Origin of the sequence: Micromonospora yasonensis (assembly GCF_026013475.1) — a bacterium.
GTDB lineage: Bacteria > Actinomycetota > Actinomycetes > Mycobacteriales > Micromonosporaceae > Micromonospora > Micromonospora yasonensis.
Genome location: NZ_JAPDPH010000195.1, coordinates 1 through 13,118, shown reverse-complemented (window position 1 = coordinate 13,118; position 13,118 = coordinate 1). Strand labels below are relative to the sequence as shown.

The 13,118-nt window shown below is 73.1% G+C and carries 10 protein-coding genes and 1 pseudogene; 5 read left to right on the top strand and 6 right to left on the bottom strand.

The window, feature by feature from the left end:
- Both ONA70_RS28390 and ONA70_RS28385 read right to left on the bottom strand, forming a co-directional pair.
- A partial coding sequence (locus ONA70_RS28390) for a glycosyltransferase family 2 protein (RefSeq protein WP_265009552.1) occupies positions 1 to 312 on the bottom strand: 312 nt, incomplete at its 3' end.
- The gene (locus ONA70_RS28385) at positions 309 to 1,961 is read right to left on the bottom strand and encodes a carbamoyltransferase family protein (protein ID WP_265009551.1); all 1,653 of its coding nucleotides are present in this window, start codon (positions 1,959 to 1,961) and stop codon (positions 309 to 311) included. The genes ONA70_RS28385 and ONA70_RS28390, both read right to left, overlap by 4 nt.
- A gap of 200 nt (positions 1,962 to 2,161) precedes the next feature.
- Between ONA70_RS28385 and ONA70_RS28380 the strand changes: the two genes are divergently transcribed.
- Positions 2,162 to 2,491 (top strand): cupin domain-containing protein, encoded by a 330-nt coding sequence (locus ONA70_RS28380; protein ID WP_265009550.1) that lies wholly within the window; start codon positions 2,162 to 2,164, stop codon positions 2,489 to 2,491.
- On the top strand, positions 2,488 to 3,297 hold the full coding sequence (locus tag ONA70_RS28375) for a YwiC-like family protein (RefSeq protein ID WP_265009549.1): 810 nt from the start codon (positions 2,488 to 2,490) through the stop codon (positions 3,295 to 3,297). Before ONA70_RS28380 ends, ONA70_RS28375 begins: the two co-directional genes overlap by 4 nt.
- 62 nt (positions 3,298 to 3,359) lie before the next feature.
- Here ONA70_RS28375 and ONA70_RS28370 read toward each other — a convergent pair whose 3' ends face one another.
- On the bottom strand, positions 3,360 to 4,571 hold the full coding sequence (locus tag ONA70_RS28370; RefSeq protein WP_265009548.1) for a globin domain-containing protein: 1,212 nt from the start codon (positions 4,569 to 4,571) through the stop codon (positions 3,360 to 3,362).
- An 81-nt stretch (positions 4,572 to 4,652) separates the two neighbouring features.
- Between ONA70_RS28370 and ONA70_RS28365 the strand changes: the two genes are divergently transcribed.
- The 3 genes from ONA70_RS28365 (at position 4,653) to ONA70_RS28355 (ending at position 10,059) form a co-directional block, all read left to right on the top strand.
- Positions 4,653 to 5,174 carry an RrF2 family transcriptional regulator gene (locus ONA70_RS28365; protein ID WP_265009547.1) on the top strand — a complete coding sequence of 174 codons (522 nt, stop codon included), beginning with the start codon at positions 4,653 to 4,655 and terminating at the stop codon, positions 5,172 to 5,174.
- Between the two features lie 305 nt (positions 5,175 to 5,479).
- Positions 5,480 to 7,537, top strand: coding sequence for a DNA gyrase/topoisomerase IV subunit B (locus ONA70_RS28360; protein WP_265009546.1), 2,058 nt, complete (start codon positions 5,480 to 5,482; stop codon positions 7,535 to 7,537).
- Between the two features lie 32 nt (positions 7,538 to 7,569).
- Complete coding sequence (locus ONA70_RS28355) at positions 7,570 to 10,059, top strand: DNA gyrase/topoisomerase IV subunit A (protein WP_265009545.1); 2,490 nt, start codon at positions 7,570 to 7,572, stop codon at positions 10,057 to 10,059.
- An 87-nt stretch (positions 10,060 to 10,146) separates the two neighbouring features.
- Here ONA70_RS28355 and ONA70_RS28350 read toward each other — a convergent pair whose 3' ends face one another.
- From ONA70_RS28350 to ONA70_RS28340, 3 genes and pseudogenes are all read right to left on the bottom strand, one after another.
- Positions 10,147 to 11,493 (bottom strand): uracil-xanthine permease family protein, encoded by a 1,347-nt coding sequence (locus ONA70_RS28350; protein ID WP_265009544.1) that lies wholly within the window; start codon positions 11,491 to 11,493, stop codon positions 10,147 to 10,149.
- A 71-nt stretch (positions 11,494 to 11,564) separates the two neighbouring features.
- Entirely contained in the window at positions 11,565 to 12,794 is a 1,230-nt protein-coding gene (locus tag ONA70_RS28345) for a glycosyltransferase family 2 protein (protein ID WP_265009543.1), read from the bottom strand.
- A pseudogene (locus tag ONA70_RS28340) lies at positions 12,791 to 13,118 on the bottom strand (hypothetical protein); the annotation flags it as partial. The pseudogene ONA70_RS28340 and the gene ONA70_RS28345, both read right to left, overlap by 4 nt.

The window sequence follows — 13,118 nt, the reverse complement described above, 5'->3', positions numbered from 1 at the left end:
GCGCAGCCGCCGGGCCCAGTCCGGCGCCGGCACCACGTCGTCGTCGAGGAAGACCACCCACTCGCCGCGCGCCGCCCGCCAGCCCAGGTTGCGGGCCGCCGCCGGGCCCGCGCCCCGACCGGTCAGCACCTTCGTGTACGCCGCCAGCGACCCCGGCACCGCCAACTCGCCGGTGTCGTCCCCGCTGTCCTCGCGCCGGTCGTCGACCAGCAGCAGCTCCGGCTCGGGCAGCTCATCGAGCTGGCCGGCGAGGGCGTCCAACAGCGTGGCGAGGCTGGGCCGGCCGAGCGTCGGCACCACGACGCTGATCACCGGGCACCGCCGAGCGCCCGCCGGTGCACCGCGAACGGGCCGAGGGCGAGCAGATCCACCGGCGCGGAGCCGAACAGCTCCATCGCCTCGCGCGGGCTGTCCACCATCGGCCGCCCGGCCGTGTTCAGCGAGGTGTTCACCACCACCGGCAGGCCGCTGAGTCGCTCGAACTCGGCCAGCAGCGCGGCCACCACCGGTTCGGTCTCCGGGTGCACGGTCTGCACCCGGGCGGTGCCGTCGACGTGCGTGACGGCCGGGATCCGGTCCCGCCACTCCGGCTTCACCCGGTGCACGAAGAGCATGTACGGGCTCGGGTAGGCCCCCTCGAAGATCTCCGCGAAGCGCTCCGCGCGGACCATCGGGGCGATCGGCCGGAACTGCTCCCGGCCCTTGACGTCGTTCATCCGGCGGGTGGTGTCCGGGTCGCCGGGGTGGGCGAGCAGGGAGCGGTGGCCCAACGCCCGCGGGCCGTACTCGCTGCGCCCCTGGTACCAGGCGACGATGCCGGTGTCGGCGAGCACCCGGGCCGCCTCGGCGGCGATCGACGCCGGCCGGCTGTACGGCAGCGCCGCGCGGCGCAGCTCGGCCTCCAGTTCCTCGTCCGACCAGCCGCGGCCCAGGTCCGCCCCGGTCATCGGAACGGACCGGTCGCCCAGCTCGCCGGCCACGTGCAGGGCCGCGCCCAGCGCGGTGCCCGCGTCGCCGGCCGCCGGCTGCACCCAGACGTCCCGGTACGGACCCTCGGCCGCGATCCGGGCGTTGGCCACACAGTTCAGCGCCACCCCGCCGGCCATGGCGAGGGTCGACGCGCCGCCGGAGGCGTCGTACAGCCAGCGGGAGAGGGCGAGGACGACCTCCTCCAGCCGGGTCTGCACGCTGGCGGCGAGGTCGGCGTGCTCGTCGGTCATCTCGCCGTCGGCGGTTCGTGCCTTGGCCATGGTGGCCCAGTCGATCCGCTCGACCTGGAAGCCGCCGTCGTCGGTGACCCGGACCAGGTCGCGGAGCATGCGCAGATGCTTCGGCGTGCCGTACGAGGCCAGTGCCATCACCTTGTACTCGTCGCTGGAGTGCAGGAAGCCCAGGTGCCGGGTCAGGTCCTCGTAGAGCAGGCCGAGCGAGTGCGGCAGCCGCTGCGAGCGCAGGGGCGACAGCCGACCCTCGCGGTAGACGCCGGCCAGGTGGCTGGCCACCTCGCCGCGCCCGTCCAGGACCAGCACCGCGGTGTCGTCGCCGGCCGGCGGAGCGGCCAGCCCGGCGGAGGCGGCGTGCGCCATGTGGTGCGGCACGAACCGCACCTTCTCCGGGTCCAGGCCGGGCAGGGCGGCGGCGAGGAACTGCGGGGCCCGCACGGCGTAGTCGATCCGCAGCCAGTCCCACGGGTCGCTGAGCCCCAGTTCGGTGGCGTCCTGGCACAGCCCCGGGTCGAAGGAGTACGCGACGGCGTCGAGCCTGTCGACGTCGATCCCCGCGCTGGCCAGGCACCACGCGGCGGACAACTCGGGCAGCTCCCAGGCGGAGAAGGGCACCGGGCGCTTGCCGTGCTTGCGGCGGCTGAACCGCTCCTCTTCGGCAGCCGCCACCACCCGGCCGTCGACCACCAGGGCGGCCGCCGGGTCGTGGAAGATCGCGTTGATTCCAAGGACGCGCATGGAAAGATCCCTACCCCCGCGCATCCGGCCTAACCTGTAGATCATCGACTTCTTCCCCAGCGGCGGCTGTCGGCTGTGGAGATTCGAATTAGTGACCAAAGTCCCTGGTTGGGCCCGGGAGAAGCGACGAAACTGGGCAAAGAGGCGGCTCGGATTCCTCTTTGCGGCCGCCTCGTCAATCCGATCTCCGGGAGGTGGCCGTGTCCCCGTCCTCGCTCACCGTGCTCGCCGACGAGCAACTCGCCCTGGCCCGCGCCACCGGCAGCGGGCGCAGCGCGCGGACGGTGCACGGCGGTTCCACCAGCCCGCTGCGGCAGACCCTGATCGCCCTGGTCGCCGGGCACGCGCTGGAGGAGCACGCCAGCCCCGGCGCGGCCACGCTCCAGGTGTTGCGCGGGCAGGTCCGGCTAGTCGCCCAGGACCGGTCCTGGCCCGGGTCGGCGGGGGACCTGTTGGTGATCCCGGACGCCCGGCACGCCCTGCACGCCGACGAGGACTCGGTGGTGCTGCTCACGGTCGCCCGCGGATGAGCGCCCCCGCACCGTCGCGGCTCCCCGGCCGCGCCGCCACCGCCCGGTCCGCCCCCGCGCGGGCCGCCGCCCGCCCGACCCCGGGCCGGCGGCGCCGTTGGCTGCCGCCACAGCACGGCGCCTGGGCGATGCTGCTGCTCCCGTACGCCGTGGCGGTCGGCGTGATCGGACCGCGCTGGTTGCACCTGCCGCTGCTCGGGGCGTGGCTCGCCGGTTACCTCTTCTCCTACCACGCTCTGCTGGCGGTGAAGACCGGCCGCCCCGCCCGGGTCCGTCCGCAGTTGCTGGCCTACGGCGGGGCGACGGCGCTGCTCGGGCTGTGGGTGCTGCTCGCCCGCCCGGCCGTCCTCGGCTACGCCCCGCTCTTCGCGGTCCTGGTCGCGGTCAACGCCGTCCACGCGCGACGCCGCCGGGAGCGGGCCCTGCTCAACGACCTCGCCTCGGTGGCGCAGAGCGTGCTCGTGGTGTTCGTGGTGGCCACGGTCGCCGAGGTCCCGCCGGCCGCCCTGGCGGGCGTGGCGGCCGCGGTCGGCGCGTACCTGGTCGGCACCGTGCTGTACGTGAAGACGATGATCCGGGAGCGGGACAGCGTCGGCCACCGGCGGGCCTCGCTGGCGTACCACCTGGCGGTGACGGCGGTCGCGGTGGCCGCCGGCTGGGGGCCGGCCGTGGTGGCGGTCTTCACGCTGCTGCTGCTGCGCGCGGCGCTGCTGCCCGGCCGGCGACTCAGCCCGCTGCGGGTCGGGTTGATCGAGCTGGCCGGCACGCTGCTGGTGGCCGCCGCGGTGATCGCCCACTGGGCCTGACGTCGAGGGGCCGGTGTCGGGACTACCGACACCGGCCCCTCGATCGCCGTGGGCGGCGATGCTCAGTTCAGCATGCCCGGGCCGAACACCTCGTACGCGATCCGCTCGTCCGGTACGCCCCGGCGCAGCAGCCCACCCCGGACCAGGGCCATGAACGGCACCGGACCGCACAGGTGCACGTACGCCCCCGGGGTGACCGGGATCAGCGCCGGATCGACCAGCCCGCCGGCGATCTCGGCCTTCAGCCCGGTCAGCTCCGCGTCGGCGGCGTTCTCGTACCAGAGGCGGACCGACAGGTTGAGCAGCCGCTCCTGCAACCCGGGCAGCTCGTGCCGCAGGGCGTGCGCCGCGCCGGCCCGGTCGGCGTGCACCAGCGTCACCGGCCGCTCGGGCGCCGTGCTGGCCAGGTGCGCCAGCGCCGCCATCGCCGGGGTGAGCCCGATACCGGCGCTGACCAGCAGCAGCGGCCCGTCGTCGCCGATCGCGCTGATCTCGCCGAACGGCGGGCTGAGCCGCAGCGTGTCGCCGACGGCCACCCGGTCGTGCAGGAAGCCGGAGACCATGCCGTCGGGCGCGCCGTCGAGGCCGCGTACCCGCTTGACGGTGATCCGCCAGTGGGCGGCGCCGGGGCGGCCGGAGAGGCTGTACTGCCGGATCTGCTGCCCCCGGTCGCCGTCGAGGTCGACCGCGACCGAGACGTACTGGCCCGGGGCGAAGCCGGGCACCGGGCCGCCGTCGGCCGGGACCAGGGTGAACGACACCGCGTCGGTGGTCTCCCGGACCTTCTCCACGACCCGCCACTCCCGCCACACCGCGCCGCCCTCCGGCACCCCGGCGCCGGCGTAGAGGCGTGCCTCCCGGGCGATCAGCTCGCAGGCGAGCAGCCAGTAGACCTCGTCCCAGGCGGCCACGACCTCCGGCGTGACGGCCTCGCCGAGCACCTCGCCGACCGCGGCGAGCAGGTGCCGGCCGACGATCGGGTACTGGGTGGCGGTGATGCCGAGCGAGGCGTGCTTGTGTGCGATCCGGTCCAGGATCGGCCCCCACGGCACGCCGCCGGCGCCGCCGGTCAGGTGGTCGGCGTACGCGACCACGGCGGCGGCGAGCGCGGCCTTCTGCTGGCCGGTGGCCTGGTTGCCGCGGTTGAAGATGTCCAGCAGCTCCGGGTGGGCGTCGAACATCCGCTGGTAGAACCGGCCGGTGATCGCCTCACCGTGGGCCTGCACGGCGGGCAGGGTGGCCCTCACCACGGCTGCTGAGGTTTCCGAGAGCACGACTACTCCTTCGCGTGTCGAACGGGTCGAGCACCACTGAACAAGAATCTGAAATCCCTCTTCAGGGTCGAAGGTCCCGGGATGGAGGTCGCCCGGATCACATCGGGCAGCCCGGCCCGGCGGCTGTTCCGTGCCGTGACGCCGCTGGTTAGGGTCGATCATGTGAAGCTCAACCGCTCGACGGACATGGCACTGCGGATCGCCATGCTCACCGCCGCGTCCGAGACCCGGACGACCGTGGACGAGCTCGCCACCCGGCTCTCGCTGCCGCGCAGCCACGTGGCGAAGGTGGTGCAGCGGTTGCAGCGCCTCGGTGTGCTGGTGACCACCCGGGGCCGGTCCGGTGGGGTGGCCTTCGCCGAGCGCGCCGGCGCGCTGACCGTCGGCGAGGTGGTCCGGGCGTTCGAGGGGAACGGCGAGGTGGTCAACTGCGAGCAGCCGGCCTGCCCGCTGCTCGGCGGCTGCCGGCTCCGGGGTGAGCTGCGCCGGGCCCAGGCCGCCTTCCTCGCCGTGCTCGACGGCGTACGCCTCGGCGACCTGGCGGACGGCGCGGCCCGCCCGCTGTTGCTCAGCCTCGGCGCCCCGTCGCAGGCCCGCGTCTGACCGCGATCTCCTCGACCCGGGCGGGATGCAGCGGCCCGGACGGGTCGCCCTCGGCCAGGGACCGGGAAGACAACCGGCCGGTCGGATCGTTGTCGTGCACGGACGCCTCCTCGCTCCGCCGGACCCGGGACCGTCGGCGACACGGACCCCGTCGGAGCGTAATCGGACAACGCACCGCACCGGGTGCCACGGCTCTGTCGTAGCGCCGGGCTAGGCTCGCTCCGGCGCGCCGCGCGTGACGATCAAGTTGGGGGTATCGACACGGTGAGCGGCACCACACCGCCGAGACCTGGGAGTACGACCAGTTGACCGCACAGCCTGAGACCCTGTACGGGGCCGACGACCTGACGCACCTGGAGGGCCTCGATGCCGTCCGCAAGCGCCCCGGCATGTACATCGGCTCCACCGACAGCCGTGGCGTGGGTCACCTCGTCAACGAGATCCTCGACAACTCCACCGACGAGGGTGTCGCCGGTCACGCCACCAAAGTCGAGGTGATCCTGCACGCCGACGGCTCCGTGCGGGTCGACGACGACGGCCGGGGCATCCCCACCGATGTGCACGCCAAGTCCGGCATCTCCGGGGTCGAGTTGGTGCTCACCCGGCTGCACGCCGGCGGCAAGTTCGGCGGCTCCGGCTACAAGACCTCCGGCGGCCTGCACGGCGTGGGCGCCTCCGCGGTCAACGCGCTGTCCCGGCGGTTCGACGTCACCGTCCGACGCGGCGGCAAGATCCACTCGATGTCCTTCCGGCACGGCGTGCCGGGGGTCTTCGACGGCGACGGTCCGGACGCGCCGTTCACCCCCGGTCCCGGCCTGCAGATCGTCGGCGCGATGAAGCGCGGCCAGCGCACCGGCACCTCGATCCGCTGGTGGCACGACCCGCGCTACTTCGAGACCGGGGCGAAGCTCGACACCGAGGCGGTCCGGCTCAAGCTGCGCAACACCGCCTTCCTCGTCCCCGGCGTGGCGTACCGGATGCGCGACGAGACCGGCGACGAGGTCGTCGAGGAGAGCTTCCACTTCCCCAACGGCCTCACCGACATGGTGGAATACCTGGCCCCGGCCGGCGACCGCCCGGTCTCCGGCACCCTGCTGGTCACCGGCGAGGGGACCTACCGGGAGAACGCGGCCGACGCCAACGGTGTGATGCAGTCCAACGTGCAGCGCCGGGCCGAGGTCGAGGTCGCGTTCCGCTGGGGCACCGGCTACGAGCGCACCGTCGAGTGCTTCACCAACACCATCCGCAACGCGCACGGCGGCACCCACCGCAAGGGCTTCGAACGCGCCCTGGCGCGTACCCTCGCCGAGGCCGCCCGCAACACCCGTGGCCTGCTCAAGCCCAAGGAGGACGCGCCCACCCTGGACGACGTCCTGGAGGGCATGACCGCGGTGGTGCACGTGCGGATCCCGGAGCCGCAGTTCACCTCGCAGACCAAGGACGAACTCTCCACCGCGGGCATCACCAAGGTGCTCCAGGGCCTGGTCGAGCAGCACCTCAAGGCCTGGCTGGAGGACCGGAAGACCAAGGCCGAGGCCCGTACGGTGCTGCAGAAGATCGTCGACGCGGCCCGGGTCCGGCTCACCCAGAAGCAGCAGAAGGACGCCGCCCGGCGCAAGACCGCCCTGGAGGGCGCGTCGATGCCGGCCAAGCTGGTCGACTGCCGGGCCACCGGGGTGGAGCGCAGCGAGCTGTTCATCGTGGAGGGCGACAGCGCCCTCGGCACCAGCCGGATGGCCCGCTCCTCGGAATACCAGGCGCTGCTGCCGATCCGCGGCAAGATCCTCAACGTGCAGAAGGCGAACCTCCAGCAGGTGCTGGACAACGCCGAGTGCGCGGCGATCGTGCAGGTGCTCGGCGCCGGCTCCGGCCGTACCTTCGACCTCTCCGCGCTGCGCTACGGCCGGGTGCTCATCATGGCCGACGCGGACGTCGACGGCGCGCACATCCGTACCCTGCTGATCACGCTCTTCGCCCGCTACATGCGACCGCTGATCGAGGCCGGCCGGCTCTACGCGGCGATGCCACCCCTGCACAAGATCACCACCAAGGGGCGCAACCCGCAGACCATCTACACCTACACCCAGGCCGAGATGGAGGCGACGGTCCGCAAGCTGGAGAAGGCCGGCAAGCAGATCGTCACCCCGATCCCGCGGTTCAAGGGCCTCGGCGAGATGGACGCCGACGAGCTCTGGGAGACCACCATGAACCCGGCCACCCGGGCGGTCCGCCGGATCACCCTCGACGACGTCGAGGCCGCCGAGCAGATCCTCGAACTGCTCATGGGGGAGAAGGTCGAACCCCGCCGCAACTGGCTCATCGAGTCGGCCGACCGGGTCGACCGTGAAGCCATCGACGCCTGACCACCGGTCCGTTCGGAAGGAAACGCTGAACCATGGCACGCCGTAGGGACGACCGCGCCCGCGCCGACCTGTCGGCCTTCGACCAGGCCGGCGCGCGGGTCTTCGACAACCCGCTGGTCACCGAGGTCTCCGACTCCTACCTGGAGTACGCCTTCTCGGTCATCCACTCCCGCGCCCTGCCGGACGCCCGGGACGGTCTGAAGCCGGTGCACCGGCGCATCCTCTGGTCGATGTACGAGCAGGGCCACCGCCCCGACCGGGGGCACGTGAAGTCGGCCCGAATCGTCGGCGACGTGATGGGTAAGTACCACCCGCACGGCGACGCGGCGATCTACGACGCGATGGTCCGGCTCGCCCAGGACTTCTCACTGAACGCCCCACTCATCGACGGGCATGGCAACTTCGGCTCCCCGGACGACGGCCCGGCCGCCGCGCGGTACACCGAGGCCCGGATGTCCCGCGAGGCGATGCTGCTCGTCGGCGAGCTGGGCGAGGACACCGTCGACGTCGAGCCCAACTACGACGGCTCGCTCACCCAGCCCACCGTGCTGCCGGCGGCCTTCCCCAACCTGCTGGTCAACGGCGCGGCCGGGATCGCGGTGGGCATGGCCACCAACATGATCCCGCACAACCTGGGCGAGGTCGTCCAGGCGGCCCGCTGGCTGATCAACCACCCGGACGCCACCCTGGACAAGCTCATGGAGTTCGTCCCCGGCCCGGACCTGCCCACCGGTGGGCTGCTGCTCGGCCTGGACGAGGTGCGCCGGGCGTACGAGACCGGGCGGGGCGTGGTGCGGATGCGCGCCCGGGTGGAGACCGGCCCGCTGGAGGGCAGCCGGGGCCGGCAGGCCATCACGGTCACCGAGCTGCCGTACGGGGTGGGCGCGGAGAAGGTCATCGCGGCCATCACCAACGAGGTCAACAAGACCAAGCGGCTCACCGGCATCGCCGACGTCAAGGACCTCACCGACCGGGAGAACGGCACCCGGCTGGTCATCGAGTGCAAGGTCGGGGTCAACCCGCAGGCGCTGCTGGCCGACCTCTACCGGCTGACCCCGCTGGAGCAGTCCTTCGGCGTGAACAACCTGGTCCTGGTGGACGGGCAGCCGCAGACCCTGGGGCTCAAGGGACTGCTGGACGTCTTCCTTGCCCACCGCTACGAGGTGGTGACCCGGCGCAGCGCGTACCGCAAACGCAAGCGCGAGGAGCGGCTGCACCTGGTCGACGGCCTGCTGATCGCCCTGCTCGACATCGACAAGGTGGTCCGGCTGATCCGGGCCAGCGAGGACGCCCAGGCCGCCAAGGACGGCCTGATGCAGAAGTTCAAGCTCTCCGAGATCCAGGCGACGTACATCCTGGACACCCCGCTGCGCCGGCTGACCAAGTACGACCGGCTGGAGCTGGAGGCCGAGCAGGAGAAGCTGCGCGGCGAGATCGCCGAGCTGTCGAAGATCCTGGACGACGAGAAGGTGCTGCGGAAGCTGGTCTCCGACGAGCTGGCCGCCGTGATCAAGCAGTTCGCCGCCCCGCGCCGAACCACCCTGGTCGACGGTGACCTCAAGGAGGTGCTGGCGGCGTCCGTGCCGGCCGGTCCGCTGGAGGTCGCCGACGACCCGTGCCAGGTCATCCTCTCCGCCACCGGGCTGGTCGCCCGGACCGCGGCCGAGTCGGAGGAGGCCGCCGAGGCGCGCCGCCGCTCCGGTCGGGTCAAGCACGACGCGGTACGCGCCGTCGCGCACTCCACCGCCCGGGGCCGGGTGCTCCTGGTCACCAGTGCCGGCCGGGCCTTCAAGATCGACGTACTGCCGCTGCCGGTGCTGCCCGAGCAGTCCGGCACGGTGTCGCTGCGCGGCGGCATGTCGGCGGCCGAGCTGGTGCCGCTGGCGCCCGGGGAGACGGTGGTCGGGCTGGCGCCGCTCGGCCCGTCCGCCGAGGGCTCGCCCGGCCTGGCGCTGGGCACCCGGCAGGGCGTGGTGAAGGTGTGCGCGCCCGAGTGGCCGGTCCGCTCCGACGAGTTCGAGGTGATCTCGCTGCGCGACGGCGACGAGGTGGTCGGGGCGACCTGGCTCACCGACGGGGCGGAGACGCTGGCCTTCGTCTCCTCCGAGGCGTCGCTGCTGCGCTTCGCGGCGTCCCTGGTCCGCCCGCAGGGCATCAAGGGCGGCGGCATGGCCGGCATCAGCCTCACCGCCGGGGCGACCGTGGTGTTCTTCGGCGCGGTCCGCACCGACGACCCGGGGCACGGGGAGCCGATGGTGGTCACCTCGACCGGCGCCACGGTCAAGGTGACGCCGTTCAAGGCGTACCCGGCGAAGGGGCGGGCGACCGCCGGGGTGCGCGCGCAGCGGTTCCTCAAGGGTGAGGTGGACCTGGCGGTGGCCTGGGTCGGGCCGCGCCCGGTCGGCGCGACGGCCAACGGCGAGCCGGTGGAGCTGCCACCGGCGGACCCGCGCCGCGACGGCTCCGGCTTCGCCGTGATGCTCGGCCCCACCGTGGTCGGTCACCTGATCGAACGCGACTGACGCCCAGCGGTCCCCGATTCCGGCATGTCGTGCCTTCCCGGTGGAGGGAGGGCACGACATGCCGCGTCTCGTTGCGGATCAGCCGGGTCAGAGCTCGGGTTCGGGGCCGCGGCGCGAGTCCGGGGTGGTGCCGCGGAGGTGCGCGATCAGGCGCATGCCGTGGTGGATGACCAGGGCGGCGGCGGTGCCCAGGGCGATGCCGTTGAAGGACAGGTCGCCGGCGGTGAGCGTGTAGTTGGCCGCCCCGATGATCACCGCGACCGCGGCGGTCATCAGGTTGACCGGGTCGTGGAAGTCGACCCGGTTCTCGATCCAGATCCGGGCGCCCAGGATGGCGATCAGGCCGTACAGCGCGGTGGTCGCGCCGCCCAGCACGCCCGCCGGCACGGTGAGGATCAGCGCGCCGAACTTCGGGCAGAGCCCGAGCAGCACGGCCGCCGCCCCGGCCACCCAGTACGCGGCGGTCGAGTAGACCCGGGTCGCCGCCATCACGCCGATGTTCTCCGCGTAGGTGGTGGTGCCGGAGCCGCCGCCGGAACCGGCGAGCACGGTGGCCAGGCCGTCGCCGAGGAAGGCCCGGCCCATGTCCCGGTCGAGGTTGCGGCCGGTCATCGCGGCCACCGCCTTGACGTGCCCGGCGTTCTCCGCGATCAGCACGAGGATCACCGGGATGACCAGCACCACCGCGCGCAGGCTGAAGCCGGGGGCGTGGAACTGCGGCAGTCCCACCCAGGCGGCTTCCTTCAGCGTGGTGACCGCCTTCGGGTCGAGCTGGCCGAGGAGCGCGGCCAGCACCCAGCCGACCACCACGCCGAGCAGGATGGACAGTCGGGCCAGGAAGCCCCGGAAGGCCACGGTGGCGACCAGGACCGCGACCAGGGTGACCACCGCGATCAGCGGCTGCGCCCTCACCCCGGTGCCGCTACCGCCGCCGTCCCAGGCGACCGGGGCGAGGTTGAGCCCGATCAGCGCGACGATCGCACCGGTCACCACGGGCGGCATCAGCGCGTCGATCCACCGCGACCCGGCCAGCTGCACCACCACGCCGACCACGGCGAGCGCCACGCCGGCCACCACGATGCCGCCCAGCGCGGCGCCGATGCCGCCGCCGGTCTTCGCGGCCAGCACCGGGGCGATGAACGCGAACGACGACCCCAGGTACGAGGGCAGCCGGTTGCCGGTGACCAGCAGGAAGAGCAGCGTGCCCAATCCGGAGAAGAAGAGCGTGGTGGCCGGCGGGAAGCCGGTGATCAGCGGCACGGTGAAGGTGGCGCCGAACATCGCCACCACGTGCTGCACGCCCACGCCGACCGTACGCGGCCAGGAGAGCCGCTCGTCCGGGTGCACCACGTCGCCGGGGCGTACCGACCGGCCGTCGCCGTGCAGGCGCCAGGGGGACCAGCGGGATCGTGGTTCGGTGGGGGACTGGGTCATGCTCCGCCCTTCGCGTCAGGTGACGGGGGCGTGATCACCCTGAGGGTCGTTTGTAGCACGGCCGCCGCAGGTCAGGAGCGGGCGGGCAGCAGCTCCGGCTCGCGATCCGGGCCGGGCTGCCGGACCAGGGCGGGCACCGGCTGGGCCGGGCGGAGCGTGAGCAGGCTGCCGACGAGGCCGGAGAAGAACACCACCACGCCCAGCGCCACCGCCGTCGCCGACGGGAGCACCACCCGCAGCGTGGCGTGCGGGTCGAGGTCGTCGAAGTCGACCAGCCCCCAGTGCCAGACCGCCCCCACCGTGCCCGCGGCACCGGCGGCGAGCAGCAGCAGGCCGATCGTCACGCCGGTCTCCAGCCGCAGGAACCGGATCCACCGGTCGGTGCTGCGTCGCGGGACCAGCCGCTCCTGCCGTCCGTAGATCTCGGCGAGGCCGCCGAAGATCGCGAGCTGCGCTCCGACCAGCACCATCAGGCAGGCGTACACGAGGCTGTTGACGTCGAACTCGACCGCGCCGAGGTCGACCGGCCCGGGGGTGAGCGTGCCCACCCCGACCAGGCCGAGCAGCGCGACCACGAAGCCCGGCCAGACCAGCGTCTTGCGCGGCGCGAACACCAGCAGGAAGCGCAGGTGACGCCAGCCGTCCCGCCAGGTACGCAGGTGCGGCGGGCGGGACCGGCCGTCCGGGGACAGGGTGGTGGGCACCTCGACGATGTCGTAGCCGGCCAGTGCGGCGCGTACCACCAGTTCGGAGGCGAACTCCATGCCGGGCATGCAGAGACCGAGCGCGCGGATCCGGTCGGCGTTGAAGCCGCGCATGCCGCAGTGGAAGTCGCCGACCCGGCTCAGCCCGAACAGCCGGCGGCCCAGCCAGCTGAGCACCGGGTTCCCGAGCCACCGGTGCAGCGGGGGCATGGCGCCCGTGGCGATCCCACCGCGGAAGCGGTTGCCCATCACCACGTCGTGCCCGGCCCGCAGCGACGCGACGAACGGGCCCAGGTCCGACAGCGCGTACGAGTCGTCGGCGTCGGCCATGATGACGTACCGGCCGCGGGCCTGCTCGATGCCGCCCAGCAGCGCGCCGCCGTAACCGCGGATCGGGGCGTGCACCACCCGGGCCCCGGCCCGCTCGGCGATCTCCTGCGACCCGTCGGTGGACCCGTTGTCGGAGACCAGCACCTCCCCGACCACCCCGCACTCCGCCAGCGAGCGCAGCGCCTTGCGGACGCAGACGTCGAGCGTCTCCGCCTCGTTGAGGCACGGCAGCAGCACCGTGACCTCGATCTCCGGTTCGTTCGTCATCGTTCCCCGTCGCTTGCGGTAAAGCGTTCCCCGTTGCTTGCGGTCAAGGTGGACGCGAGATGCTCCGGCTCGTCGTCGACGACCGGTGCGGGCGGTTCGACCGGCGCCGACCGGAGCCGCTGCCAGCCGGCCGCCGCGGCGATCGGCAGGAAGGCCAGCGCCGGCAGGCCGTAGCGGTAGTCGAACATCGAGGTGGCGACGGAGAAGACCATGATTCCGACGCCGAGGGCGGCGTAGCCGAGGGCGAGCACGCTCAGCCGCGGCCGTCCGCGCCGCGGCCAGAGTGCGCCGACCAGCGCGAGCAGGGTCATCGCGGCCACGAGC

Excerpts from the sequence above, each read along its gene's own strand:
- ONA70_RS28385 (WP_265009551.1), bottom strand. The coding sequence starts at position 1,961 with ATGCGCGTCCTTGGAATCAACGCGATCTTCCACGACCCGGCGGCCGCC.
- ONA70_RS28375 (WP_265009549.1), top strand. The coding sequence starts at position 2,488 with ATGAGCGCCCCCGCACCGTCGCGGCTCCCCGGCCGCGCCGCCACCGCC.
- ONA70_RS28365 (WP_265009547.1), top strand. The coding sequence starts at position 4,653 with ATGGAGGTCGCCCGGATCACATCGGGCAGCCCGGCCCGGCGGCTGTTC.
- ONA70_RS28355 (WP_265009545.1), top strand. The coding sequence starts at position 7,570 with ATGGCACGCCGTAGGGACGACCGCGCCCGCGCCGACCTGTCGGCCTTC.
- ONA70_RS28350 (WP_265009544.1), bottom strand. The coding sequence starts at position 11,493 with ATGACCCAGTCCCCCACCGAACCACGATCCCGCTGGTCCCCCTGGCGC.
- ONA70_RS28345 (WP_265009543.1), bottom strand. The coding sequence starts at position 12,794 with ATGACGAACGAACCGGAGATCGAGGTCACGGTGCTGCTGCCGTGCCTC.